Genomic DNA, 23,403 nt, shown 5'->3' with positions numbered 1-23,403 from the left:
CTGCCTCACCCTTATGGAACGATGGAGCGGGACTGCATCCCGCGCGACCAGTCGAGCGCGGCGGCCATCGATGGCGACATCGAGGCGGCGAGCATGTTCTCGATCATCGCGGTCTTCTCGATGATCTGCATGATCGCGGAGACCCGCGCCTGTCCGGTCGCTTGCCTCTGGGCGAGGCTTGACCGGACTTCCGCGACCTGAGCGCGCCAGATCGCGAGTTTCGCTTCATCGGCCGCAATGAAGCTCGCCATCGAGCGTCCGGCCTCGGCTGTGATGCGTTCGAGGATGGCATAGAGAAGATCGATGCTGGCGATCTCGGCCAGCGTGTCGCGGTCGTCGGTTGCCATCCCGCGTCCATAGGCCGCCTGCACGGTGAGGATCTTGTAGAGCGGCACCGATGCCACCTGGAGCAGCTCCTTCTCCTCGTCGCCGATCGCTGTGTCGCTGCGGATGGCCTCGACCATGCTGCCGATGAGCTGGGCAACGCGGGGCCGGATGGCCTTCGCGCTCGTGAGGCTCATCTGCTGGAAAGTGGGGTTGAGGCACTGGTCGGGCTCGTCACACTGGAACACCCGCACCGACTGGCCTTGCGTCCCGTCGAGCAGCGCGGTCACCAGCGTCGAGGAGGCATCGCCTGCGAAAGGCACGAACTTGCCTGGTTCGTCATCGCGGGGCGGCACGTAGATCACCGTGCCGATGAGCGTCATCGCATACTCGGCGAGGTCGCGGTCGAAGGTGCCACCAGGGTTGAAGAAGGCGCTCTGCTTGAGGACATGCCAGGTGTAATTGCGCGGTACACCGGGATTGACGTCGGCATAGTCGGCGCCGGCGCTCTCATTGGTCGAGGCGCGCTGACCCCTGGTGCCGCAACCGTGTTTGGCGGCAGCATAGTCGGTGAAGATACCTTCGGAATTGCCGATCGCTTCGCAGATCGCCTTGTCGGCGAGATCGCCCTTGGGCCAGACGCCGCCGACCAGCCCCTGCGCCATCTCGCAGGAGTTGATCGAGAGATTGTTCATGAGCTGCGCCTTCTGGCTGAACTCCTGCATGATCTTTGAGCACTCGGGGCAGACGGTATCGATCGCGAGGCTGAAGGCGAACCCCACCGCATTGTTCGCGACGGCCTTCAACAGCGCGACCATCTCGCTCGCGTTGATGAAGGAGAAGGACCCGGCGAAGATATCGATGCCGCCGCAACCTGCGCGGGCACGCGGCAGCTGGAGGTTGGCGATGCTGGTCGTCTTCTGCGGGAAGCGCGTCCAGACATTGCCGAGGCTGTAATAGCCCGCCGACTGTCCTTCGAATGCGCTCGGCCCGGTGACATTGGCCGCAGCGCCCATGTCGTCCATGAAGCGGTCCATGCTGTCGCCGACGTTTGCGGCGACGGGGGACGCGACCATGCTGGCGGCAGCTATGGTGAGCGCCGCATTGCGGATGCTAGTAATCATGTCCGGCTTCCTTCGAGGTGAGGAGGTAGATGCGGTCCTGCAGCTCGTCGGCCGAGAGCACGCCGTATCCGATCGGGATCGGGCGCCTGGCCACGCTGTCCCAAAGCACGAGCGCCGGGGTGATGCCGGGTTCGAGCCCCATGCGGGGCCGCTGGCCGCTTTCGACCTTGTAGTCGGGGAAGTGCCTGGACGGCCCGCCATCGGTCGAGATCGCCCGGACCGTGATATGCCAGCGGTCCGCCACCGAGCGCACGATCGGGCTCATCACTTCGCAGGCGCCGCAGGTCTGGGCGAAGAAGTAGAACAGTCCATAGCGTTCGGAGAGCCTGGCCATCACCGCGTCGCGGTCGGCAGCGCGCGCGTCCTGCCATTGCTTCTTGGCGAGTGCGCCGACCGGTCGTTCGAGCGTGTAGTCGAGCTCGGGATCCTGCCAAATCGCGCGTTGCCAGACATCGGAGAACAGCGAAGCCCGGTCGAGCTGGGCACGCTGGAAGCGGATATAGGCGGTGACGTTTTCCGGCGTCGGATAGAGGATCGCGCGCGCCTTGAGTTCGCGCAGTTCCCCCGTGACCGCGTCCAGCTCCTGCGTGGCGGTCACCTGGGCTGGTGGCTGCGCCATCTGCGGCTCGTCTGCCGGCACCGGCTTTACGCAATAGAACCAGTAGCCGAGCCTGCGCTGCTCGCAGTAGAGGCTGTCTGCCGAAGCAGCTGGCTTTGCCTGGCGCGCTTCCTGGGCGGCTGCCCGAACGGGGAGCAGTGCAGCGAGAATCATGGCCAGTGCTGGGAGGGCCAGCATCGGCAGTGATTGGCGGCGCGTCATTGGCCACTCCTTGCGTAATAATCTTCGATTTTCTGCTGGATGAGGATGCTGGTCTCGAGCTCGTCGGGGAGCCGTGCAGCCTCGGTGAACTCGGCATAGACTTCGCTGAAATCCATCTGGCTGAGGTCGAGCCGGGCGAACTCGTCGAGCGTGAACCCCTCGCACTGCTCTTCCTTGGGCTTGTCCCAGGGCTTGCGCAGCTGGCGGCGACCCTGTTCCTGCAGGATCCGCGAGAGCTTGCTCTCGAAGCAGCAGTAGACCTTCTTCTTGGTCAGGCAGACGCCGAGGAACTTGTCCGAACAATAGGTCCCCACGTAGGCGCACAGCCCCTGCGCATCGCGTTCGTGGAGCAGAACTTCCTCGCGGTTGCAGCCGAGCGCGACCAGCAGGCTGATGCCGGGGATGAGCGGGAAACCCTTGCCCTTGCAGCAGTTGAGCACGCCGAAGACCTTGGACGAGCAGGTGTTGCGCGTGCCGCGGAACAGCGTCAGCGTCTCGGGATCGAACTGCCCGCGGGCCTCGTCCATCGCATGGAGCGCGGTGACGGCATCCTTGAACTCGTCGTTCGCGGTGCGCTGGATCGTCTCGCAGCTGCCGTCGATGCAATAGACATCGCCGTCGCAGACATACTGGGTGGAGCTGTCGGTCCCGGGAAGCGGGCACTCGTAGATGCGCTCCCAGGTCTCGCAGGGGTCTTCGTCGGTGAGGCATTCCTCGCGAACAAAGCGACAGCTGCCCTGGCTTTCGATGTCGGAGCAATCGGTCGCCGCTTCGCGCGCGATGCAGGTGTAGCTCCTCTGCCATTCCCAGCAGGGCTTTGTGACAGAGACGCCATCGACCACGCGGGTCTGCGGATCGGTATCGGTGCAGATCTCTGCGTCCAGCGTGCAATCGCTATTGTCCGCAAAACCTGTGCACTGGCTTTCGTCCGGGGTCGTGGTAACGGTGGTAGCGTTGGCAATGCGGTAGGGCGTCTGACCTGCGACCTGTTCGTCGCAGGTCAGCTCGGTAAGCGGATCGCCCGGCTCGGTGCACCACTTGCGACCACCGGACCAACCCCACTGCAAGCAAGGACCATCGCGGTGCCCGGTCACCCGGCAAAGAGCGCCCGAAAACTCTTCGCAGTCCGGCTCACCTGATAGGTTGAAGCTGCCCAATGGGCTGCAAAGGTAATGATACTGCGGTTGCTGGCTGACCCTGACGACGAGTGGTACCGCGCATTGGCCAACCGACTGATCGATCCGTGTGCCCGTATTGCAGGTCGCGGTATATGTGCCCGCCGCGCCCGAACCGGGCGGCAGCGGAACGCAGGATCCCTGGCTGCCCGAAATTGCCATGCCGCTGGTGTAGTCGAGCGGCGTCTCGTTGATGGCGAGGCTGCGCGCGATCACGTCCTCGATCTCGTTCGGCTCGAACCGTGCGCGATTGGCCATGCTGTCGCGGATCGTCCGCATCGGCGTGCTGGTCGTAGCGGCGCTGCGGGCGCGGGTCTCGATCTGGTCGGGATCGCGCGCAAGATCCTGCAGATCGCGCGTCGCTTGCGGATCGAAATTGGGAACGCGTGCTGCGTCGGGATTGGTCGTTGCTGCCTCGCGCGCTTCGCCCAGCAGCTCGGTGGCAAAGTACTTCCCGTCAGCCCTTGCCGCATCGCGGGTCTGAGCCTGAATGGAAGCCGCGCTTGTGAGGGTGACGAGTGCCACAAGGAGATGGGCGAGGGTTTTGGCGGTCATGGCCGTTCCTCCCTGGAGAGCTGGCGCAGATGGAGGCGGGCAAGTTCGGCGCCCGGACCCTTGCCCGAGGCAAAGGTCTCGAGGACTTCGCCCACGCTAATGTTGCCGGCGATGCGGTCGTGCGGCGGCACCTCGCTGGTGCAATCGAACCCGTCGCAGGGACTGAACTCGGTGCTCAGCATAATGAAGCTCGGTGCAGCTTCGATGTTGAAGGCGCGGAACAGCCTTGGATCGATGCCGAGCGAACCGGCCGCGTCTCGGGTGCTCCAGATGGCGGCGAGCCGCTTCTTGAATGCCTCGCTGTTACCTTGCGGGAAGCCGCGCAGCACGGTGACGCCTCCCGCCCTGGTCATGTCGTGGACCAGTGCTTTCAGCGCTTCGGGCGGCATCGACAGGCTGGCAAAGGCAATGAAGCGCGGGGTTCCCCCGAGCGACGCCTTCTCTGCGGCGGCTTGCCCTGCGATCATGGCGTCGAAGTCGAGGACGGCGTCGGTCTCGGTTGCCTTGATGCTGTCCGCATAGGCTGCGCGATTGGCCTGCGCTTGCGCCTGGATAGCCTGTGCGTCCTCGGTCAGCGCCTCGGCGCGTTGGCGGACATTGGTGCTGAGCGCCTGCGCATCGTCGGCGTGTTCGGCCGCACGCTCGCGGATCGCTTCAAGGTCGATGCCTTCGGGCGCGCTCTGGGCGAGAGCGAGGCCACCGAGAGTGACGGCAAGGCCGACGGGCAAAAGGAGGAGGTGCTTGTTCATAGCGCGCAGCAGTTCCGCTTGCGCCAGACGAGGTATCCCATGTCTTCGCCGATGGCGGGAATGACCTGTCCGGCCGATTGAAAGGTGGTGGAGGCGCCGATGGGCGGGCAGGCGTAACGGCCCGAAGTCGCCGGGTTGGGGTTGGTGGCCTGGAAGCGGTATTGTTGCTTGCGCATCACCGGCATCAAATATTTGCCGCACAGGCCCTTGGACCCCATCGTCCCCCACGAGACGAGTTCGCGGTGGAGCTTGTAGGCAAAGCGCGAAAGCACGAGGCGCGAGGCCTGGACGTGGCCTATGCTGGCCGAGACATTGCCGTTCATCGGGTACATCGACCCCTGGCAGCCCGCGCACCAGAACATCTCGTCGATCGGCAGCTTCGCGGTCGAGGCGACGCAGTCGGCCGCACAGGCAGCGAGCGCCAGCGGGTTGGCGAAGAGCACGGCCTCGGGGTTGATGATCGCGGTGAGCTCGGAATCCTGCCACAGCGGATCGATCTCGGAGATGTAGAGGATGTCGATCGAGCCCGATTCCAGGCACAGAAAATCGGCGACGATCTCCATCCAGTAGATCAGCGGATAGGCATACCAGTGGACGTGCCAGCTCGAATAATACTGGCTCGCGCCGCCCACTGCTGATGGACCCGAGATCGAGCGGAAGCCGATATCGAAGCCGGGATCGAGCTTCATGCCGCCGAGGTTCACGAAGCACCACGGCTTCATGCTGACATCGGCAAGCCGCACGGGCTCCCAGAAGCCCATCGCAATTCCGGGCCTCAGACCGCACAGGCACACCGGCAGGTCGGGGTTATCGGGATCGGGCCGGCTCGAGGGCCAGATGTCCAGCCCGCCGATCGAGATCGGGAACAGGCACGACCAGCAGATGTCGGTGATCGGGTTGACAAAGCTTCCGGTGCAGCGTCCCGGACCGGCATCGGCCATCGCGGGCGTTGCAGTGGCGAGACCAAGAATGGCGGCCAGCATGAGCGCCAGCTTTCTTAAGTGCGTCATTGGGCCGTCCTCCTTTTCGGTGGCAGCGCGATTTCGCTGATCTCGAGCAGGCGGCCCTGCTGGCGCACGCGTGCGGGCACCGATCTGATCCCGAACCTTTCCGTGAGCTTGCCGCCCTGGTCGAAATAGAAGCGGCGCTGGCGGGCCTTCATCAGCTCGAGCGGCGCACCCTTCACCAGGATCAGCTTGGCATTGGCGGCCTGCTTGAGCGCCCAGGCGAGCTGGTCGGGATCGTCGCCGTCGAGGAAGAGAAGTTCGGCGCGTAGCTGCACGCTGTCGAGCGGATTGACCCTCGTGCCAGCGGCATGGATCAGCTCGCCTTTTGCCCCGCGGATATCGGCAGCGAGCGTGATCGTCGGATCAAATTGCCAGCGACGGGCTTCGCTGGCCCGGACGATTCCGGCGACGGGGTCGGGCCGGTTCACGCGCGCGATCGTGCGGCGCTTCAGGTCTTCATTGAGCCGCGCGGTCTCCCCCGAACGTTCCATCTGGGTCAGGCGCGAATGAATCTGCTCGAGGAGGTCGCGCTCGATCACGGGAAACACCGTGCCGCGCTGGCCATAGTCGCGCGCCAGCACCTCGGCAGGGCAGAGCAGGACTGCAAGTAGCGCTGCAGGGAGGATGAGCTTGCTCACAGGATCGCCCTCCCGCTGCCCAGGATCTGGCCGCGGCAGACGAAGCCGATCTCGGCGTAGCGGCTGTCGAGGCCGCGCTGATGGCTGGTCCCGGTGTAGAAGCAGCCGTCGGGGATCGGGCCTTCGGGGCCCTTGTGAAGCGCAATGCCGAGACGGGTCTCATCGAGCCGCGCGGCGATCTTGCGGCCGTTGATGAAGACCTCGTGGCCACGGTGGCTCACGACATCGCCCGGCACGCCCAACACCCGCTTGCCGAAGAGCTGCGCGCCTTCTCCGAAATGCGCTTCGACGAGTCTGCTCGCCGGCGGCTCGAAGAAGATCAGGCTGCCGCGCTCGATCCGCGCATGCTTGTCGAGCCAGAAGGCCCAGTTGGGCAGGCTCGGGCTGGCATTGATGAGGAAGGCATGGTCTTTCGCGAAGGCGTCGACCGCGCCCCATCCAAGTGGCAGCAGCACCAGACCGGTCAGGACGAGCGGTCGTTTGAGCGTGCGGACAAAACGAGAGGCAAAGCGCGTCACTGGCCGCCTCCCTGCCCAAGCTGGCGAGCGATCCGCACGCGCAGTTCATCGGTAGCATCGGGGGCATCGCCCGCGAGCACTGCTTCGCCGACCAGCACCACGCGGCCATCGGCCCCCATTTCCGCAACAGCGCGCTCGGACGCCTGAAGGAAGGCGAGCACGCGCGCCTGGCTGGCTTCGGGATCCTGCTCTGCGCGCGCTTCGGCATCGACGAATGCGGCGATGGTCTCGGCAAGCCGGACGGTGACGATCTGCTGGCGCGGCTCCGACAGTTCGCGGCTGACCCAGGCTGCCCAGAGTAATGCGACCACGAGCGCGAGCACGCCGAGAATTCTCAGCAACAGCGGGCGATTGAAGGATGGTAGTCTGCGCGTCTCAGTCACGTTTAGCCTCCCGGGCCGGATGGTTGTCGAGATCGGCCGCAAGCCGCCTCAGGAAGCGGGGCATGCGAAACAGCGTCACAGCGCCAGCGAGGGCGAGGAAGCAGCCCTTGAGGTCCTGGCTGAACAGGCTGCGGCGCAGCCCGTCGGCTTCGAGATATCGGTCCGACAGATTGGCGAGCTGGGTGAAGAGGCCGCCAAGGTCCCAGCCCGCAACGAACAGGAACAGCGCGAGCGGCAATCCCAGCACGATCAGCAGTGAAGTCGCGGCAAAGCGCGCGGTCTCGATGAGGACGAAACAGCTCCCTTGCAGGAACGGCAGCAGGCTGCGGAGATTGGCCGGAGGGGTCCGGTCGACGAGATGCGAGACCATCATTGTCCGCCTCCCGCCACGATCCGGATGGCATCGGCGAGGCTGTGCCCGCGCCGCTCGCAGTCCTGGATCGCCGCATAGGTGTCGGGATCGGAGGAGTAGATCGTCGCCGAGAAGGGATCGAGCACGAGCCGACCGACCGCCTCGGTCTCGGGGCCTTTGATGAAGACCTCGCTGTACTCGGTCCCCGAACGCTTGAGGCTGCGGATCAGCGTCTCGGTGCGGTCGTCCATGTCGAGCCGCGCGTTCGCCCTGAAATCGGCGATCGTCTCGGCCTTCTGCTGAAGTACCAGCATCCAGTCGCTATTCTCGAGCGCGGCGCGCGCGCCGTCGGACTTGTAATAATCATTGAGGGACTGGGTCGCGGTGGCGAGCGCGCCGCCGTACTTGCGGGCAGTGCGGGCATAGGTTTCGACGAACTCGCCCATCGACCCGCCCTTGAGCATGGCCCAGGCCTCGTCGATCAGCAGCAGCTTCTTGGTTGCTCGCGACGAGCGGGTCATCGCCTGGCTGGTCATGAACATGATCGCCGAAAGGACGACGCTGCGCAGTTCCTCGCGGCTTGCGAGATCGCTCATCTCGAAGACGGTAAAATCATCGTCGAGCGCGAAGCTCGCCTTGCCTGCAAAGAACCCGCCGTAGCTGCCGCCGCGGCAGAAGGGCGCGATCGCGGTGGCGAGATCGCGGCCCGCCTCGCTTTCCGATCCATGGAGCGCATGCGCGACATCGTCGACCGATGCGCCGCTGCCGAGTGCCTCCCAGGTCGCGGTCACGGCCCGATCGATGAGCCCGCGCTCGGTATCGCTCGGCGCGGTGCCGGGACGCGCCATCTGGCCAATGATTGCCTTGATCATGGCGAAGCAGTCGAGGCGGTAGTCCTCGTCTTCGTGTGCGCGGGCATCGTCGACCATCGAGAAGGGGTTCAGGGAAAAGCCCGAGGCGAGCGTGAACTCAACGAAGCGTCCGCCCTGCAGTTTGACCGAATGCTCGAAGCTGCGGCCGTCGTCGATCACCACGACCTTGGCACCGGCGCCGCGCAGGGCGGCGCAGAGTTCCTGCAGCAGCACCGACTTGCCCGAACCCGACTTGCCGCAGATCGCGATATTGTGGTTGCCGGCACCGTTCTCGAATGGCGACCACCAGAAGGGCTGGCCGCGGCGGCCAACGAGCAGGAGGTGCGGGATTACGCCGCCGAGATATTCGCCCTGCATCGGCGCGATATGTGCCGCTGTCGTCGAGAGCATGGTCTTGAGACGCTTCAACCGCGCCATGTCGTCGGCGAGGCCATCGGCGAGGCACAGGGGAAAGGCAGCGACGAGGCCTTGGAGCTGGAGGAAGCGCTCGTCGGCAAGGTCCCAGCCCGCCGCCTTGTAGATCGCCTTGATGATGCGTTCATGCGCGTCGCCCTGGCCGAGCGGCGAGATGCTGGTGAGCCCGTAGAACAGCTTCACGAGCTTCTTGCCAGCCTGGAGTTCGGCCTGGACGTGGCGCCACTCGGCCGACTGTTCGGCAAGCTTGGGCAAGAAACGCGCGCTCTTGGTCTGGCTGAGACTGGTCGTGCGCATGAACTTGAAGCCCGCGCGCGCCGAAGCAGCTTCCTGGTCGGGGTAGACCAGGCACAGCATGGTTGCCGTCGGACAGGGGAAACGCAGCTTGTCGGTGAACATGTCGCCGATGAGCCGCGCGCATTCCCAAGGTGCCCAGCGCTCAGGGGTAGAGCGCACGGCATAGTGCCGCACATCGAAATGGTCGGGATAGCATTCGCCGACTTCAGGATTGCCCTCCTCGTCGCGGCCCGTCTCGCGAAAGCGCTCGGTCCTGAGGATCAGGCGATCGTCGCCGACCTCGAGCTCGATGTCGCGGCGGATCGCTTGGGACTGAAGCGTATCGTGCGGGTTCCACGCATGGATATCGGTCTCGTGCGCGGTAGTCGGCGAGGTGAGCTCGTCGATCAGCGCCAAGAGGCCGCCCGGACGCAGCTCCTGCGCGTGCAGTCCGAGCGAGTGGAGCATGCCCATCAGCCCTTCGCGGCATTCCGAAAGTTCCGCGTCGGTCACGCTTCCGGGCACCGGCACGCCGAGCGAGACGATCAGCCGGACGTTGCGAGCATGGAACGGCGCATGCGCCGAGCCCGAGCTCCAGACGAGATCGTAAAGGCGCCTGGTGCGCGCTCTGGCGATGGCCTCGTAGATCCCGCCCTGCTCGTAGCGCGGAGCGAACCAGGGGCCGACCACGCTGCCGATCCGCGGAGATGCGAAGTTCAGGACCTGGAGGCAGGCGCCCTGCGGCAGGCCTTCGGAGAAGAACTGACCGAGGATCTCGCCGGTCCGTTCGTCGGCCCCGATCAGCGGGGTGACTTCGAGCACGAAGCCTTTGGAGCGGGCGTTGCGGTAGAGCTTCGCCCCCTCGTCATAGACCCGGTAGGGCAGCCAGTCCGAGAGCATATCGAGCCCGAAATGCGCCCGCGGCTTTTCGGGCCGAGCCGTGTCGGCAAACAGGCCCCGCGAGAGTGCGTCGCGCGCGGCAGCAAGGGATAGCGTCACTGGCTCTCTCCTTCGGTCATGTCAGGTTGGGGGACCGGCTCGCGGGGAGGGGAAAACGAGCCAGGTCCCCCGGGTTCCGGCGCGTCAGCGCCGGGCATCGCCGGAACGGGCTGCGAGGGGATGAACAGCTGTTCCGGCAATGTGTCTGCCTCTTGGATTTTTGGCGGTTGGAAATCGGTTGCGGGGTTGCTCTCGCGCGTCGCGGCAATAGTCGATGCCAGCGAGCGCAGGACTTCGCGGCGGCCCTGCGGCGTGCGCCAGCCTGTCCCTGCCTGTTCGGGCAGCGTCAGGTGAACGACGCGCGCCTCATGGTCGCGGCCCGCCGCGTCACGGTAGCCTGTCAGCACGACCAGCAGGCGACGAACCGCTTCGCCGGTCGGGGTCACCGTCCGATGCGCGTCAACCGTGTCAGCCTTTTCAATGCCGGTCGCCCCGGCATCGATCGCGGAAGTCGGCGCGCAGGTCCCTTCCGGAGCCCGGCAGGCAAAGCTGCCTTTGACGTTGCCGCCGAGGCTGGCGCAGCCACTGGCCAGGAGGAGCGGCGCAGCGAGCACCATGGCGCGAAGGATTGGAAGCCGGCTCATTGCGCCACTCCCTTGCCTTCGGCGACGAAGCGGCGGATCGCCGCGGCATCGCGGTAGCCATGAAGCACCGCCCCATCGCGGGCGCGCACGATGACCGGAGTTCCGGCAAACCCGTTGGCCTTCGCGAAGGCTTCGTTGGCATCGAGTGCCTTGGCCTCCTTGCAGGTCTTATCAGTCGCCAGAGCCTGGCCGGAATAGGCCGCATGGAGTGCCTTTGCCGGATCCTTAGCGCACAGCACCGCCTCGGAAATCTTGCGGCTTGCCGCGCCGAAGATCGAGATCGGTCGCTCTTCGACATGAACCTTGGCCTTGGCGAGTTCGGCGGTCAGGCGCTGGCAATACCCGCACTGGAAATCCGAGAAGACGACCAGGCGTTCGCCCTTGAGGTTGCCCCAGTGGATCGCGCCGGCAGCCGGAAGCGACGAGAGGTCGACATGGCTGGCACCCGCCTGGACAGGCGTTTCGTCGCGTCCCGCCGGCGCGTCACTGGCTACGCGCGCCGCACCGGCCGCGAGCAGATCGGGATTGAGTTCGAGCAGGCGGGCGGCAGTGACGTCGCGCCGTTCTTCCATGTCGTAGAGACGGCCTACGAACAGGTAGCGGGCGGTCTCGTCGATGTAGAACAGCGTGTCACCCGAGACGACTTCGCACCAGGGCCCGAGCGTGTCGCAGCTGATCGCATCGATCGGGGTCTTGGGCAGCCGCAGTTTCAGCGCCTGCGCGACATCGCTCGCCATGCCCGCGGCGCTCGCAGGCATCGCAGTGACGGCAGAGACGCCGAGCGTCAGCACGGCGGCGGCGCTCGAAAGGGCCAGAGACATGTGGATGGCAAGGTGGGCGGCGCGGGCCTTCAGGCCCGGCCGGTGGTTATTGTAGTTCATTTGGAGGGGCTCCTGACGTGGACGCCGTCGAGAAAGACGATCTCGACCTCGATGCCGGTCGGCATCTCGACGACGGGTTGGTATTGTTCGGCGCGTTCGATGAGGTATCGGCTGACGGTGTCGGCGGCTTCGCCGGCACCCTGGCCAAAGCCACCGGCGAGGATGTCGGTCGGCGACAGCGCCTCGCGCTGACCGTTGGCGCCGACCTGGCCGGTAAAAATGCCGTTGGCGTTGGCGGAAAATCCGCGGCCGAAGCCGCCCACAATCCCGGCGAGCAGCGCCTGGCTGACAAGGCTGCCTTCGCGGCTGACCACGCGGCCGCGCACGCCCGACTTTCCGGCGAAGGAGATGAACCCCTTGACCTCGCTCACCGCGAAGCGCCCACCGGGCTGCGCGCAGGTCATGCGCACCAGCTTGACGTAGACCTTCTCCGCCGAGAGATCGCCGCGCGCCGCGCCATTGACGAGGCAGCCGGTGATATCGGTGGTGAGCAGTTTGTTGCCGCGCATCACCGAGCGGGCCGGACCGGTGATCCGGAGCACCACGGGAAGCGGATCGCTCTGGCTGGCAACGCCGGTCGAGGCATCGACACCCACGATGACCGTTGCCGGTGCGTAGCTGTTGGGCGGAAGGTAATCGCGGCTCGCTTCGAGCAACAAGGCTGGCGCAGTCTCTGCCGCACGCGGCTTGCCGTCCTTGCCCGTCTCCGCGCTGAAGCTCATCAGGCTGAGCTGTCCGCCTTGCGTTTCCGGCGCTCCTTGCGGTGGCTGGACAGCTCCGCCGGTGCCGACGCCGGGTCCATAGGCAGGTGGCGGTGGCAGTGGCGGCGCGGCGGCAGGTGCCTTCGCAGCTTCGCTCAGCTGTGATCGCAGATTGGCATTCTCGGCCGAGATCGCGTCGATCGCCGCCTGGCCGTCGGAGCGCATCTGCGCGTTCTCGCTGCGCAGGGCTTCGAGCTCCTGTTCGATCTCGGGGCGCGGCAGCTGGGCCTGCTGGAGATCCTTGATCGCGCGGCCCTGTGCATCGAGCCGGTTACCGTAGCTCGCGACGAACTCGCGCTGCGAGAGGTTACGATTGACGAGGCCGCCGGTGTCGATTGTCGCCGCACCATTGGCATCGGTGCCAGCCTCGTCGCCGTCGCCGCCGAAAATGAACATGCCGCCGCCGATGAGCGCGATGGCCCCGATCCCGGCGAGCAGCATCTTCTGGCGCTGCGCGATCTGCGAATTGAGGTTGCGCCGTCCGCTTTCTCGCGCTTCCGGCGAGCCCGGCAGAGGCCTCTTTCCGGCGTCCTTCTGTGGTGCCTCGGCCATCAGTCGAGTCCTCCCTTGGCAAAGACTAGGAAGGCACTGGTCGCTTCACCGGGAGCGAGTGCATCGCGGCCATAGGCAAAAGCGAGCGCGCCTGCGGCACCTTCGCGCTCGGAGCCAAGCGCAAGGCTTTCCTGGCCGAGGTTGCGTACGAGGAAGCGCTGTCCGGTAAGTTCATCGCCCTGGTATTCGGCGACCAGCTGGACCTCGATCCCGCCGGTACGGCGCGGAGCCGACAGTTCGGCGCGGGCAGTGAATCCGGGCAGGACGGCATCGCTCGCCATCGCCTCGATCAGGCGGATCGCGGCGTCCTCGGGACCGGTCTCGGTCTCCCATTCGGTGGCCGCGGCTTTAGCGAGCGCGGGATTGGTGATGAAGAGCTGGGTCGCTTCCTCGCCGCCGAGACGGCAGGCGAACTTGTAGACGTAGCCCGCCTTGCTGGTCGCAAAGAAGCTGACCCGGGCAGCGGCAAATTGCGGGGGCACGGAGATATAGATGTCTCCGCGCACTGGCTCGTGCGTCACCTGGAAATCATTGTAGGGAAAACCGCTCGCGATCTTCGAGACATTGGCAAAGCCGTCATCGATAAGCGCGATCCGGGTGAGTTCGCCGCGAGCGAGCTCGCAGTCGATGGTCGCGTTGTCGGCCGCTTCGACGAATTGGTCGGCATACGCCGGGACCGGCGCGAGCGCGAAGGCAAGCACGGCGAGGCCGGTCAGCTTGAGCCCGGGATCGGGGCGCCTTGTCGCGCCGATCGCGAAACAGGCAAGGCCGGTTCCGGCAAGCGCAGCAGCGAGGGGAGATGGGAGAAGGCTCATTGGCCGGGTTCCTCCTTGTCGGTGGGAAGTTGCTCAAAGCCGGCGAGCGCAAGGCTGAGGCCACGCTTCGACCAGCGGAAACGGAAGGAGCGGCGCTGGCTCGCGATCACCTGCGTGCCGACAAAGGTCTTGAGCGTGCCGGTGACGGTCGAGGTCAGGGCCTTGGGGTCGACGTGCATTTCCGCGATCACGAAGGCCTGGCTGATGTCCGAGCCGCGCTGTTCCTCGACGATTTGGACGAGCTCGGCCTTGAGGCGGCCGTGCGCGGCGGGATCGGCGAGCTTCAGGATGTTCGTCATCCAGTAATCGAGGCTTTCGGGCGCCCGGTTGAGGAGCATCAGTGCCGTGTCGCGGGTGACAAGTTCGAGATAGGGCGCGTCGATCCCGCCGCTCGAGACGGTGATCCGCTCTGAGGTGATCGGCACCAACACAACCTGCTCGTCGCGGGTGACCGCGGCGCCGAGGCTGACCAGCGTGGTCAGGCCCAGGACACCTGCCAGCACGGCAAAGCGGTTGCGTTGCCGCAGGTAGGTCTGCGCCTGTTCGTGCGCGAATTCTGCTCGCATGGTTCGCCTCCCTCAGCCCGCCAACAGGCGGCAGTGGGAGGGCGGCGTGGCCTTCAACCCGAGAAAGCTCCCGGGTAGGTACCAGTACGCAGCATGCACCAGTGCCGAACCGGCGCCGCGTGCCTTTGCCTTCCGCAAGGCAAGCCAGGCCCCGGCGGCCAGGCCGATACCGATGAAGATATGCTGCGAGAGAATGCCCCAGGCGAAGGGAATAAGGATCCCTGCAAACTCGTCGATGGTCCAGAAGCCGATGAGCTCCGGGTCGTCGAGCCGCCGTGGAACGAGGTACCTGTCGGCCATGCCGCCCTCCTGTCGTGACCGGATCCGCTGATCAGATGACCGCGGTCACGACCGAGGTGACGATCGGAACGCCGGTGCCGACACCGATGCCGACGCCGACCGGCACCGCGACCTGGCCGAGCGAGAAACGCCCGGAGGCGAGACCGATCAGGCCGCCCGCAAGGCTGAGCACAGTGATGATCTTGCCGCCCGAACCTTCGAGGAAGTCGGTGAACTTGGTCAACGCGGGATCGAAGGTGGTATCGGCGCCGGCAAAGGCGGCACCGGCGCAGGCCAGCGCCACGCAGGCGGGAAGAATGTAGTCGCGGCCGCGAGCCCCGTTGGGCGAGCGCTGCTGGACCGGAAGGGCAGTCTTGGTGGTCATGGATGGAACCTTTCGAGGGATTGAACATCAGCCAGCGATGCGTTCGCTGTATGTTCTTTCCTCTCCCCGGAGCCGGGCTGTAGGAAATCGGGAATTGGATTTTGGGGCTTTCGACCAAGCAAAAAGCGACATCGGGAGGTGCGATGCACGGGATTCGCGCAGGCTGATCGCGCAACAGCGCTGACTGTGCCGGCATCTGAGCGAAGAGAGCCGCGATATGCGCGCAGGCGACCGAAATTCGCGCGAATCGTCGGAGGAAGCTGATCGTTCCTTCCTCTATGTTCTCTAAATGTTCTTTTTGTTTTCCTACAGGCTTCCTTCGCGGTTAGCCGGAGAGTCGATCACTCTGGAGATAAGGATTCGTCGATGACCAACATGGCGCTCTTTGCCGAACAACAGGTTCGCGCCGACCTCGCCCGGCTGCTTTTGGCCGCCGTCGAAGCCAGCGGCCGTGCCCGCTGCGACATCGCTCGCGACGCGCAGATCCATAAGGATGCCCTGCGCCGTGTTCTTGCGGGCGAACGCTCGGCCAGCCTCGGCGAAGCCTTGCGCATTCTTGCCGCGAGCGGCGTCGCTCCTCATGCCCACCTGCTGCTGTTCCTCGTCAGCAGCGGCGATCACGCGATTGCCTGGCTGCAATCGGACCTCGCGCAATTCTTCGAGGACTTTTCCGGCGAACTGCCTTCAGCGCTCGAGCGTGTCTTGGGCAACCAGGTTCACGATGTGAAGCCGCGCTGGGCCAAGGGGACCGCGCACCGCGTCGCCCGCTTGCTCTCCGACCACATCGACGAGCTCGAACGCAAGGATGCGCTGCTTGGCGATGTCTTTGCCGGTGCCGAGGGAGGCCATCGTGGGTGAAGAGATAGACAAAGGAGCGACCGAAACCCGGCGGGTGACGCGGCTCATTCGCCTGCCCGAAGTTCAGCATCGCGTCGGGCTTGGCCGTTCGACAATCTATCGCTGGATGGCCGAGGGCAAGTTTCCGAAGCCCGTGCAGCTGGGTGGATATGCGGTCGCATGGGCAGAAGACGAAGTGGAGGCCTGGATTTCGGACCGCCTGAAGTGACCGCTTATTGGTCTGGAGCTGACTGGTTGGAGGCGGACGTGCCATCGACAGGGGCAGTCAAAGGCATCCTTTGCGCGGTCGCCGGATCGAAGCAGTCGGCCCGATACCCTCGAGTATTGGGAGCGCTCGTCGCTGCAAGAACCGAGCTGCTTTCGGAAGCCACCGGCGCCTATTAAGGAACATACAATATTGAGTAGGTCGAGCCGATCATGACAAAGTGCATCGAACAAGATTTCCCGTGTCAAAATCAAGAGTACGATGCGTTCGATCAAATAGCGCTCTTAGAACTAAGCCAGCCAATTTCTGCCCATGAGTTGGTGAACGAGAGCGCATTTTGTGCGGAACTGCCGGTCGACGACGAACTCCGTATTGGGAACATAACGTACAAGCTCTATCTTAAATTCCTCCGTGGTCAGACAGGCCTCTATCACCTGTGGGTAGACTATGACGCCTGCGACGACCATGGCAATTACACGATGTTATGCGTGTATGTCGGGAAAGGGTTTGCTGAGCTTCGCGTTGATAGCCACGTCAGAAAAAATGGCCGAAGAATGCCCAGCTATACGTGACATTCACCAGCATGGAGAATCGTCTCTCTAAGTACTACGAGCAATTGTTTCTCGATGTGTACGATTTCGAATTAAACAACATTGAGAATCCTGGCGCAGAACATCTGTTTGTGGTTTGGGATGAGGAACGCCATCACTTGGAAACGCACTTGAATGAGGTTTCCAATCTGAGCAAAATTCAAAGTTTCGACGACTGGTAAAAAGTCGTAATCCGACCGGCCTCAGGTCGAACGAACTCCAGTCTACAGCCCACGCCGTTACCGGTCTGGACGTCTGGTGTTTTGGCGCAGAGCGACGGCGATATTACACCCCAAAAGCGACCGCCGAGCACGAATATGGCCGCATGATTCTTCAACAGATCGCACACCTGCGTGGAGCAATGAGAGCTTCCGGATCAGATCGGCTTAATGCCTTCGAATTGGACATCGGCAGCGTGTCCCCGCCAGATGGGCGTTTCAACGTTTTCCGCCAACGCAAAGCCAAAAGATGCGAAATTCCCCAAGTGACTGAGAGCTTCGCATTGCTTATCGATGGCCTCTACGTTGCTCGGGATCTGAGCCACCTTTTCTGGATATCGCGCTGCTCGTACGATTACCCACTCGGGTCCATTGTCTCCGACAAACCAGATGTTCGGATCGACGTTGGGATTTGAGTGAGTGGACATGATCTCGAAACCTTTCCTTTGGAGCCATTGCTTGACAACTTGAACTGCAAAATCAAGTAGTTCCCAGTCGGCAACCTCAATGAGTTCATCTGAGACCAGGGAAAACGGATCGACCGATTGCGCGTTTCTAAGGTCGATCAAGCCCCAACCGCCCAACTGCGGTTTCCAGCCTGTCAGCGTCCTTCCCATCGGCCAGAGGTGACCTTCCCCCCGAAAAGTGGTCCGTTTTGAGAGTTAGGATTTCGGCTATTTACGGCTTGAAAGGAGCTGATGAATGGCACGGAAGAGATACACGCCGGAACAGATTATCGGGATACTGCGTGAGGCCGAAGTTCGGCTCTCGCACGGAGAGAAGATCGGGGAGATCAGCCGATCGCTGGGGATTTCGGAGCAGAGTTACTATCGCTGGCGACGCGAGTACGGTGGGCTGAAGGTCAGCCAGGCTCGGCGATTGAAGGATCTCAAGTAGGAGAACCAGCGGCTCAGGAAGGCGGTGTCTGATCTTACGCTCGATGCGCTGATCCTGAAGGAGGTTGTCGAGGGAAAGTACTGAGCCCTTCACGGCGTCGGCTGGCCATCGACCATGGCAGGAGGCATTGGATATCTGCCAGCGCCGTGCCTGCCGGGTCGTTGCCCAGCACCGCTCGACCCAGCGCAAGCTGCCCGCACCACCAGCCGACGAGAAGCCGCTGACAGCTGCAATCATCCGGCTGGCCCAGCAATATGGTCGCTACGGCTATCGCCGGATCACGGCGCTGCTGCGCAATGAAGGTTGGTTGGTGAACGCCAAGCGGGTCGAGCGGACCTGGCGCCGTGAAGGGCTCAAGGTTCCGCAGAGACAGCCAAAGCGCGGGCGTCTGTGGTTCAACGATGGATCATGCGTGAGGCTGCGTCCGCAATATAGTGGCCATGTGTGGAGCTACGACTTCGTCATGGATCGCACCCATGACGGCAAGGCCTTCCGCATGCTTACCGTGATCGACGAGTACAGCCGCCAGTGCCTGGCGATCCATGTCCAGCGCAAGCTCAAGAGCGATGATGTCCTGGCCGTGCTGACCGAGCTGTTCCAACGCCATGGTCCGCCTGATCACATCCGTAGCGATAATGGCGCTGAGTTCACTTCTCATGCCGTGCGCGACTGGCTCGGGCGGATTGGTGTGAAGACTCTCTACATCGAACCCGGATCACCATGGGAGAATGGCTACAACGAATCCTTCAACGGCAAGCTCAGGGATGAGCTTCTCAACGGGGAAATCTTCTACACTCTGAAGGAGGCAATCATCCTGATCGAGCGCTGGCGTATCCACTACAACACCGTCCGGCCACACTCTTCGCTGGGCTACCAGCCGCCGGCCCCACAAACGATCTTGCCTCGTCCTGCCATGCTGCCTTACGCTGCGCTCCAGGCCGCCCAGCAGGGCGACCCCAACCGCCGGAACTCTAACTTAACCGGTGGACCACCCTGATGGGGCAGGTCAGGTGGAAGACTACAACCGAGAGAGAGCGCCCTCATCCCTTGGCTACGCGACACCGGCGGCGTTCGCCGCCGAACTAGATAAGCAATGGCCTCCTTCGCCACGCCCTACGGGCTCCGCTGCGCAGCCCATTGCTTCAACCGCGCTCATACGCATCAACGCGGCTCGGCTCTAATCCCAGCTGGGGGAAGATCAGGGGGTCACGTCACTCATTGGAAGGCGGCTATCGCGACGCAATTCGCTCTGAAAGTCGTGGGACAATTTTGCAGGTCTTCGAGGAACAGACCTGCTAATTTTCGCCCTGCAGTTAGTTCCATTAGGATAACGCTGTTAGCATACGTAGGCACCGCGGCCGCTAGCCAAAAGGTTGCCAGTAGGACCGTATACACGTGTTTCAGCGACCGAGATATTTTTACCGATCTTGATTATTTTGCCCGATGCTATGAGTGGTCCCGAGGTTGCCGGGCGGTGGTAGTCGACCCTCAGATCGGCGGTCGCCTTGGCCCCTGTACCTTGCGACAATAAGGTGTAGAGCCCGGTTAAATCGATCAGAGAGGCGAGCACGCCGCCATGCGCTGAACCGATTGCCGGGTTTGACACGATCTCGTCGCGCCAAGGCATCTCCAGTTCAAGCTGCTCGTTCGAGCATGACCGTAAAGTGAGGCCAAGCCACCGGTGAAACGGGGCAATCTGCAGGATCTCTTCGAGGCGCTTAGGATCGATCCTTGTCGGATTATCGGTCATGTAACGGCTCCCTGCGGACTGTGATTACGCTTGAGAAAATCGAGTATCGCTGCCGAAAAGGCATCGTTGGCATCGCCAACCACCATATGTGTTGCCTCTGCGATGTCGGTGTATTCAGCGTGTGGAACAAGTTCGAGCAATTGCGCGACCGCGTCTTCGGAAACCAGATCGCTCGATCCGCCGCGAATAATATGCAATGGCAGAGAAAGCCTGCTGGCTGCATCGTTCAGCGCATCAAACTGGCGTTCCTGATGAGCCGGATCGCTTCGCTTGGCTAGTGTGATGTTGCGGATAAAGGCCGGATCCCAATGCCAGTAGTAGCGGCCGTCTTCCTTCTCTCGCAGATAGCGCCGTAAACCCTTGCCGGCTCCGCGCTTGCGGCGATGTGGCATGTAGCGCGCGATGACCTCTGCCGCTTCGTCCGGTGAAGAGAAACCGGTCTCCACGTGCTCCTCCATAAAGCCGACTACGCGCATAACGCCCCCCGTCTCCATACGCGGCGCGATGTCGACGAGAGTGAGCGACGCGAAGCGGCCCGGCGCAAGGTGTCCTTCGGCGATCAGTCCGGCCAGCCCGCCAAGGGAGGCCCCGACGAGCGCTGGCTTGCGGTCCATTTTTGAAGCGATCGCAACGAGATCTGAAGCGAAGTCGCGCGTTTCGTAAGCGCCCTCGGCAGACCATTCGCTGTCCCCGTGACCGCGCATGTCAATTGCGATCGGACGAAATCCCGCACTGGCGAGATCGGCTGTGACACGTTTCCATGCGTGACGGGTCTGGCCGCCCCCATGCGCGAGCAAGACCGGTAAAGCATCGGCATTTCCGGTCGCTTCGGCTGCTATGGAGATGCCACCATCTCCCCCGATATGGAAAGTTTGCGACTGCATATCGCAACCTCTATATTGTAAATTGGTTTACAGTAAACCGCTTTATTTCCTGATCGGCTATGGTAGGTTGCCCAGGATGGCTGCCACGACGGACTATGACACGGATACAAAGGGGGCAAGTTTCCTCACCGATACCGATCGGCTGTTCTTTCTTATGGAGGAAGTGACGCGGCGTTTGCGCAGGACCTTTGATTCTTCGGTTGAACAATTCGGGCTCACGCGGACGCAATGGCGTATTTTGGCTTATCTCTTTCGGAGCCCAGGCATGACCCAGACCGAGCTGGCTCGGGAACTGGAGTTAGAGCGCGCTAGCATCGGCCGGACTATTGATCGCCTGGAAGAACTTGAGCTGGTGGAAAGACGCAGCGCGAAGAACGACAGGCGCGTTTGGCGGGTTCATTTACGCCCTGCCGCAATCGAGCTACTTCCCAAGATGCGAGTAGAAGCTGATGCAATGTATGCTCGCTTGCTCGGGGGGATCCGTTTTGGGGAACTGGAGCGCTTACGCGGATCGCTGGCCAGGATGCATGACAATCTGGCCAGCGAGCCATAATCACTCGAAATCGAGCCAATGCCCCGCGTTCATGCCCCACCTTTGCCCTTCAGGGGGGGGCTGATGTTCAAGTGATGGAGGCCGAGCGCTTGCGATCATAAGATCCCGGCAGTCGTGGCAGGCGAGGTGGCCGGAGCCCTCGCACTCACCCAGCGCCGTACGGTTCCTTATCGGCTTGAGCGACCATTGGATTCAGTTTCTGCTGTAGCGTGAAATCAGCGAGTGTTTGCAGGGCGGCACTGCTAGCGAATATGGTTGACCCTGAGATTGAGCACGCCAGGCTTGCGCGAGCCTTTCAGGATAGCGCGATGGATAAGCATATGCCGAAAGATGAAATACGTGATTACGCCCCCAACGAAAAGGATGACATCCTATATTTGCTGGAAGAGGTGAACAGGACCGCTCGGCGGACGTTCGACGCTCTGATCGTGGGGCTCGACCTCAATCAAACACAATGGCGGATCATCGCGTCCTTGTTGCGGGAACCTACGCTAACACAGACCGAGATTTCTCGCCTGTTCGAGCTTGAATCGGCGACGATAGGACAGGCTGTCACAGTTTTGGTTGAAAAAGGTTTGATCGAGCGAGAGCGGGCGGCGCACGATCGAAGAGTTTGGAACCTCCACCTCACCGAGCAAGTAAGAACCATCTGGCCGGAACTGCGCGAAGCGGCTGATCGACTCCACGAAACGCTCTGGAAGGGAATGTCTGCGCCTCAAATCGACTTCCTGCGTGCCATGCTTCGAAAAGTTGCGGAGAATCAGAAGCAGGCTGACACTTGTGAAGCAAGCCGATGAAGCGCGATCTGGAAAACAGTGTCGGTGAACTGACGCGGCTAGCAGAACTCGGTCAGATTTTCGCCCGGCACGGTCTGAAAAATCTCGGAAGCTTGCTTGGCATTATGCCGGTTTCGGAGAAGGAGCCAGATACCGAGGACTTGCGTCCTGCATCGGTGGTGGCGCTATTGCGCGATGTCGGCCCTGTCGGGATAAAGCTTGGCCAGCTCCTCGCGACCAGAAGCGATCTGTTTACACAACCCTGGATTTCCGCGTTCGGCACTCTCCACGACCAGGTGGAACCGCTGCCGTTCGATAAGATCGAACCGGTGATTGTATCGGCTTGGGGCAGCGACTGGGAACGTGAATTCGCGGCTTTCGAGAGAAACCCGATCGCCTCCGCCTCTATCGCACAGACATATGTCGCAACCCTGCTGGACGGAAGCGAGACTATCGTGAAAGTACGCCGACCCGGCATGGCGTCCAGGATCGAGGCGGACATGAGGCTGTTGACACGGCTCGCGGGCCTCGCCGAGCGTCGGTCAAGCGACATTGCCCGCTATCGACCCGTGGAATTCCTTCAGACTTTCGGAAAGAATTTAGCGCGGGAGATGGACCTGGCGGCAGAAGCACGCGCCTGTGAACGGATTGGCGGTTATCTGGAGATGCTTGGGGTGAAGACCCCCGAGATCCATTGGGAACTCACAGGCATGACGATCAATGTGCAGGAAGCCCTGGTCGGAAAACCCGCGTCGCGGCACCCGGCAACTGATCCGGCAGGGAATGCCCGGTTCGCGAAGCGCTATGCCGATGCAGTGTTGCGGATGATCCTTCTCAATGGAGAGTTTCATGGCGACCCGCATCCCGGCAATGTTTTCTGGATGGAAGGGAACCAGGTAGGCTTTATCGATTTCGGCTCGGTGGGCTTTCTCAGCGGCGCGCGGCGTCAGGAAATTGTCCGCCTGATTTTTGCTATCGCGAACGATCAGATAGACAAGGTGGCCGATCTGCTGCTTGACTGGGCAGGCAATCCACTCGTGGACCGCGCGCAATTGGTGATGGATCTGGACGAGCTGATCGAGGAATTTCGCGGCACAGCTCTTGTGGGGATTGAATTCTCGGCAATCTTCGATCGGGTTTTCGGATTGTTGCGCGATTATCGCCTCGCATTGCCGCCCGACCTCGCTGTTTTGCTGCGTACCTTGCTGACCGCAGAGGGCTTCGTTCGCTCTTTGGCACCGGACTACAATATTGCCGAAGAAACGAAGCCGATCGTGATGCAATTGTTTGCCGAGCGATTTTCGATCGGAGCCGCGCGGGATCATTTGGCCAAGGTCCGCAGTGGCCTGCTGGATTTCTCGGCATCGCTGCCCGACCTGATCGATAACGTTGCCTCGGTCGCTCGATCGGGTACGATTCAGGTATCCATCGACCCAGCCAGCCTGAACCATCTGACGCGGGAAGAGGACCGCAGCACCCCCGTCAAGGGTCCGGTGGTGGCAGCGTTGATCATCTCTGCCGCATTGCTGGCCGACCAATCGTTGTTACTGGCAGGAATTGTTCTGGCTTTCGCGGGAATAGCACTCATTCCTAGATGGAACTGATAAGACCACACACAATGAACGCTTCGATCACGGCCGCCC

26 protein-coding genes and 2 pseudogenes are annotated in these 23,403 nt (G+C 62.7%); 8 read left to right on the top strand and 20 right to left on the bottom strand.

The features are described 5' to 3' along the window. Positions 1–11 precede the first annotated feature (11 nt). From GRI69_RS03400 to GRI69_RS03320, 17 genes are read right to left on the bottom strand one after another with little or no spacing between them, the layout of a single operon-like run. A complete protein-coding gene (locus GRI69_RS03400) occupies positions 12–1,448 on the bottom strand; it encodes a conjugal transfer protein TraH (RefSeq protein WP_160726843.1) in 1,437 nt (478 codons plus the stop codon). After that, the gene (locus GRI69_RS03395) at positions 1,438–2,268 is read right to left on the bottom strand and encodes a conjugal transfer protein TraF (protein ID WP_230833605.1); all 831 of its coding nucleotides are present in this window, start codon (positions 2,266–2,268) and stop codon (positions 1,438–1,440) included. Before GRI69_RS03395 ends, GRI69_RS03400 begins: the two co-directional genes overlap by 11 nt. Further along, a complete protein-coding gene (locus GRI69_RS03390) occupies positions 2,265–3,998 on the bottom strand; it encodes a conjugal transfer protein TraN (RefSeq protein ID WP_067695815.1) in 1,734 nt (577 codons plus the stop codon). The genes GRI69_RS03395 and GRI69_RS03390 overlap by 4 nt, the downstream gene beginning before the upstream one ends. Beyond that, positions 3,995–4,747, bottom strand: a complete 753-nt coding sequence (gene trbC, locus GRI69_RS03385; protein WP_050599554.1) for a type-F conjugative transfer system pilin assembly protein TrbC — start codon at positions 4,745–4,747, stop codon at positions 3,995–3,997. Before trbC ends, GRI69_RS03390 begins: the two co-directional genes overlap by 4 nt. Beyond that, entirely contained in the window at positions 4,744–5,757 is a 1,014-nt protein-coding gene (traU, locus tag GRI69_RS03380; RefSeq protein WP_050599555.1) for a conjugal transfer pilus assembly protein TraU, read from the bottom strand. The genes trbC and traU overlap by 4 nt, the downstream gene beginning before the upstream one ends. Continuing rightward, entirely contained in the window at positions 5,754–6,392 is a 639-nt protein-coding gene (gene traW, locus GRI69_RS03375) for a type-F conjugative transfer system protein TraW (protein WP_082835680.1), read from the bottom strand. The genes traU and traW overlap by 4 nt, the downstream gene beginning before the upstream one ends. Then, positions 6,389–6,910, bottom strand: coding sequence for a S26 family signal peptidase (locus GRI69_RS03370; protein ID WP_050599556.1), 522 nt, complete (start codon positions 6,908–6,910; stop codon positions 6,389–6,391). The genes traW and GRI69_RS03370 overlap by 4 nt, the downstream gene beginning before the upstream one ends. Beyond that, the gene (locus tag GRI69_RS03365; RefSeq protein ID WP_228135197.1) at positions 6,907–7,293 is read right to left on the bottom strand and encodes a type-F conjugative transfer system protein TrbI; all 387 of its coding nucleotides are present in this window, start codon (positions 7,291–7,293) and stop codon (positions 6,907–6,909) included. The genes GRI69_RS03370 and GRI69_RS03365 overlap by 4 nt, the downstream gene beginning before the upstream one ends. Further along, positions 7,286–7,666, bottom strand: coding sequence for a hypothetical protein (locus tag GRI69_RS03360; RefSeq protein WP_050599558.1), 381 nt, complete (start codon positions 7,664–7,666; stop codon positions 7,286–7,288). The genes GRI69_RS03365 and GRI69_RS03360 overlap by 8 nt, the downstream gene beginning before the upstream one ends. Beyond that, positions 7,663–10,206, bottom strand: coding sequence for a type IV secretion system protein TraC (traC, locus tag GRI69_RS03355; RefSeq protein WP_066284723.1), 2,544 nt, complete (start codon positions 10,204–10,206; stop codon positions 7,663–7,665). Before traC ends, GRI69_RS03360 begins: the two co-directional genes overlap by 4 nt. Then, on the bottom strand, positions 10,203–10,790 hold the full coding sequence (locus GRI69_RS03350) for a hypothetical protein (protein WP_050599560.1): 588 nt from the start codon (positions 10,788–10,790) through the stop codon (positions 10,203–10,205). Before GRI69_RS03350 ends, traC begins: the two co-directional genes overlap by 4 nt. Then, a complete protein-coding gene (locus GRI69_RS03345; protein WP_160726842.1) occupies positions 10,787–11,671 on the bottom strand; it encodes a DsbC family protein in 885 nt (294 codons plus the stop codon). Before GRI69_RS03345 ends, GRI69_RS03350 begins: the two co-directional genes overlap by 4 nt. Then, a complete protein-coding gene (locus tag GRI69_RS03340; protein WP_006834211.1) occupies positions 11,668–12,984 on the bottom strand; it encodes a TraB/VirB10 family protein in 1,317 nt (438 codons plus the stop codon). The genes GRI69_RS03345 and GRI69_RS03340 overlap by 4 nt, the downstream gene beginning before the upstream one ends. Continuing rightward, a complete protein-coding gene (locus GRI69_RS03335; RefSeq protein WP_006834210.1) occupies positions 12,984–13,799 on the bottom strand; it encodes a type-F conjugative transfer system secretin TraK in 816 nt (271 codons plus the stop codon). The genes GRI69_RS03340 and GRI69_RS03335 overlap by 1 nt, the downstream gene beginning before the upstream one ends. Then, positions 13,796–14,365 (bottom strand): type IV conjugative transfer system protein TraE, encoded by a 570-nt coding sequence (locus tag GRI69_RS03330; RefSeq protein ID WP_006834209.1) that lies wholly within the window; start codon positions 14,363–14,365, stop codon positions 13,796–13,798. The genes GRI69_RS03335 and GRI69_RS03330 overlap by 4 nt, the downstream gene beginning before the upstream one ends. 12 nt (positions 14,366–14,377) lie before the next feature. After that, positions 14,378–14,665: a type IV conjugative transfer system protein TraL gene (gene traL / locus GRI69_RS03325; protein ID WP_006834208.1), complete on the bottom strand. Its 288-nt coding sequence runs from the start codon at positions 14,663–14,665 to the stop codon at positions 14,378–14,380. A 31-nt stretch (positions 14,666–14,696) separates the two neighbouring features. Then, on the bottom strand, positions 14,697–15,029 hold the full coding sequence (locus tag GRI69_RS03320) for a hypothetical protein (protein WP_006834207.1): 333 nt from the start codon (positions 15,027–15,029) through the stop codon (positions 14,697–14,699). Positions 15,030–15,395: 366 nt separating this feature from the next. Here GRI69_RS03320 and GRI69_RS03315 point away from each other — a divergent pair, with 366 nt between their 5' ends. The 3 genes from GRI69_RS03315 (at position 15,396) to GRI69_RS15995 (ending at position 16,664) form a co-directional block, all read left to right on the top strand. Then, positions 15,396–15,887 (top strand): hypothetical protein, encoded by a 492-nt coding sequence (locus GRI69_RS03315; protein WP_160726841.1) that lies wholly within the window; start codon positions 15,396–15,398, stop codon positions 15,885–15,887. Continuing rightward, entirely contained in the window at positions 15,880–16,095 is a 216-nt protein-coding gene (locus GRI69_RS03310; protein ID WP_006834205.1) for a helix-turn-helix transcriptional regulator, read from the top strand. Before GRI69_RS03315 ends, GRI69_RS03310 begins: the two co-directional genes overlap by 8 nt. A 209-nt stretch (positions 16,096–16,304) precedes the next feature. Further along, on the top strand, positions 16,305–16,664 hold the full coding sequence (locus GRI69_RS15995; RefSeq protein ID WP_237452905.1) for a hypothetical protein: 360 nt from the start codon (positions 16,305–16,307) through the stop codon (positions 16,662–16,664). Between the two features lie 394 nt (positions 16,665–17,058). Here the strand turns inward: GRI69_RS15995 and GRI69_RS15990 are convergent, their stop codons facing one another. Further along, complete coding sequence (locus GRI69_RS15990) at positions 17,059–17,469, bottom strand: hypothetical protein (RefSeq protein WP_237452904.1); 411 nt, start codon at positions 17,467–17,469, stop codon at positions 17,059–17,061. A 133-nt stretch (positions 17,470–17,602) separates the two neighbouring features. Here GRI69_RS15990 and GRI69_RS03295 point away from each other — a divergent pair. Further along, a pseudogene (locus GRI69_RS03295) lies at positions 17,603–18,794 on the top strand (IS3 family transposase). 4 nt (positions 18,795–18,798) lie between these two features. Beyond that, positions 18,799–18,978 (top strand): annotated as a pseudogene (locus tag GRI69_RS03290) (IS3 family transposase); the annotation flags it as partial. A 155-nt stretch (positions 18,979–19,133) separates the two neighbouring features. Here GRI69_RS03290 and GRI69_RS03285 read toward each other — a convergent pair. Beyond that, positions 19,134–19,547, bottom strand: coding sequence for a hotdog fold thioesterase (locus tag GRI69_RS03285; protein WP_094062442.1), 414 nt, complete (start codon positions 19,545–19,547; stop codon positions 19,134–19,136). Then, positions 19,544–20,431, bottom strand: coding sequence for an alpha/beta fold hydrolase (locus tag GRI69_RS03280; protein ID WP_094062443.1), 888 nt, complete (start codon positions 20,429–20,431; stop codon positions 19,544–19,546). The genes GRI69_RS03285 and GRI69_RS03280 overlap by 4 nt, the downstream gene beginning before the upstream one ends. A gap of 76 nt (positions 20,432–20,507) precedes the next feature. Here GRI69_RS03280 and GRI69_RS03275 point away from each other — a divergent pair, with 76 nt between their 5' ends. From GRI69_RS03275 to GRI69_RS03265, 3 genes are all read left to right on the top strand, one after another. Further along, the gene (locus tag GRI69_RS03275) at positions 20,508–20,984 is read left to right on the top strand and encodes a MarR family winged helix-turn-helix transcriptional regulator (protein WP_094062444.1); all 477 of its coding nucleotides are present in this window, start codon (positions 20,508–20,510) and stop codon (positions 20,982–20,984) included. A gap of 308 nt (positions 20,985–21,292) precedes the next feature. After that, positions 21,293–21,781 (top strand): MarR family winged helix-turn-helix transcriptional regulator, encoded by a 489-nt coding sequence (locus GRI69_RS03270; protein WP_232508371.1) that lies wholly within the window; start codon positions 21,293–21,295, stop codon positions 21,779–21,781. After that, the gene (locus GRI69_RS03265) at positions 21,778–23,364 is read left to right on the top strand and encodes an ABC1 kinase family protein (RefSeq protein WP_094062446.1); all 1,587 of its coding nucleotides are present in this window, start codon (positions 21,778–21,780) and stop codon (positions 23,362–23,364) included. The genes GRI69_RS03270 and GRI69_RS03265 overlap by 4 nt, the downstream gene beginning before the upstream one ends. The last annotated feature ends 39 nt before the right edge of the window (positions 23,365–23,403 follow it).

This window comes from Qipengyuania vulgaris, assembly GCF_009827325.1.
Lineage (GTDB): Bacteria > Pseudomonadota > Alphaproteobacteria > Sphingomonadales > Sphingomonadaceae > Qipengyuania > Qipengyuania vulgaris.
This window is presented reverse-complemented; position numbering and strand designations above follow the sequence as displayed.

What these genes read in the sequence shown, in the direction of transcription:
- GRI69_RS03400 (WP_160726843.1), bottom strand. Translation starts at nt 1,448, where the DNA reads ATGATTACTAGCATCCGCAATGCGGCGCTCACCATAGCTGCCGCCAGC.
- GRI69_RS03395 (WP_230833605.1), bottom strand. Translation starts at nt 2,268, where the DNA reads ATGACGCGCCGCCAATCACTGCCGATGCTGGCCCTCCCAGCACTGGCC.
- GRI69_RS03390 (WP_067695815.1), bottom strand. Translation starts at nt 3,998, where the DNA reads ATGACCGCCAAAACCCTCGCCCATCTCCTTGTGGCACTCGTCACCCTC.
- trbC (WP_050599554.1), bottom strand. Translation starts at nt 4,747, where the DNA reads ATGAACAAGCACCTCCTCCTTTTGCCCGTCGGCCTTGCCGTCACTCTC.
- traU (WP_050599555.1), bottom strand. Translation starts at nt 5,757, where the DNA reads ATGACGCACTTAAGAAAGCTGGCGCTCATGCTGGCCGCCATTCTTGGT.
- GRI69_RS03360 (WP_050599558.1), bottom strand. Translation starts at nt 7,666, where the DNA reads ATGATGGTCTCGCATCTCGTCGACCGGACCCCTCCGGCCAATCTCCGC.
- GRI69_RS03350 (WP_050599560.1), bottom strand. Translation starts at nt 10,790, where the DNA reads ATGAGCCGGCTTCCAATCCTTCGCGCCATGGTGCTCGCTGCGCCGCTC.
- GRI69_RS03345 (WP_160726842.1), bottom strand. Translation starts at nt 11,671, where the DNA reads ATGAACTACAATAACCACCGGCCGGGCCTGAAGGCCCGCGCCGCCCAC.
- GRI69_RS03340 (WP_006834211.1), bottom strand. Translation starts at nt 12,984, where the DNA reads ATGGCCGAGGCACCACAGAAGGACGCCGGAAAGAGGCCTCTGCCGGGC.
- GRI69_RS03335 (WP_006834210.1), bottom strand. Translation starts at nt 13,799, where the DNA reads ATGAGCCTTCTCCCATCTCCCCTCGCTGCTGCGCTTGCCGGAACCGGC.
- GRI69_RS03330 (WP_006834209.1), bottom strand. Translation starts at nt 14,365, where the DNA reads ATGCGAGCAGAATTCGCGCACGAACAGGCGCAGACCTACCTGCGGCAA.
- traL (WP_006834208.1), bottom strand. Translation starts at nt 14,665, where the DNA reads ATGGCCGACAGGTACCTCGTTCCACGGCGGCTCGACGACCCGGAGCTC.
- GRI69_RS03320 (WP_006834207.1), bottom strand. Translation starts at nt 15,029, where the DNA reads ATGACCACCAAGACTGCCCTTCCGGTCCAGCAGCGCTCGCCCAACGGG.
- GRI69_RS03315 (WP_160726841.1), top strand. Translation starts at nt 15,396, where the DNA reads ATGACCAACATGGCGCTCTTTGCCGAACAACAGGTTCGCGCCGACCTC.
- GRI69_RS15995 (WP_237452905.1), top strand. Translation starts at nt 16,305, where the DNA reads ATGACAAAGTGCATCGAACAAGATTTCCCGTGTCAAAATCAAGAGTAC.
- GRI69_RS03285 (WP_094062442.1), bottom strand. Translation starts at nt 19,547, where the DNA reads ATGACCGATAATCCGACAAGGATCGATCCTAAGCGCCTCGAAGAGATC.
- GRI69_RS03280 (WP_094062443.1), bottom strand. Translation starts at nt 20,431, where the DNA reads ATGCAGTCGCAAACTTTCCATATCGGGGGAGATGGTGGCATCTCCATA.
- GRI69_RS03275 (WP_094062444.1), top strand. Translation starts at nt 20,508, where the DNA reads ATGGCTGCCACGACGGACTATGACACGGATACAAAGGGGGCAAGTTTC.
- GRI69_RS03270 (WP_232508371.1), top strand. Translation starts at nt 21,293, where the DNA reads ATGGATAAGCATATGCCGAAAGATGAAATACGTGATTACGCCCCCAAC.
- GRI69_RS03265 (WP_094062446.1), top strand. Translation starts at nt 21,778, where the DNA reads ATGAAGCGCGATCTGGAAAACAGTGTCGGTGAACTGACGCGGCTAGCA.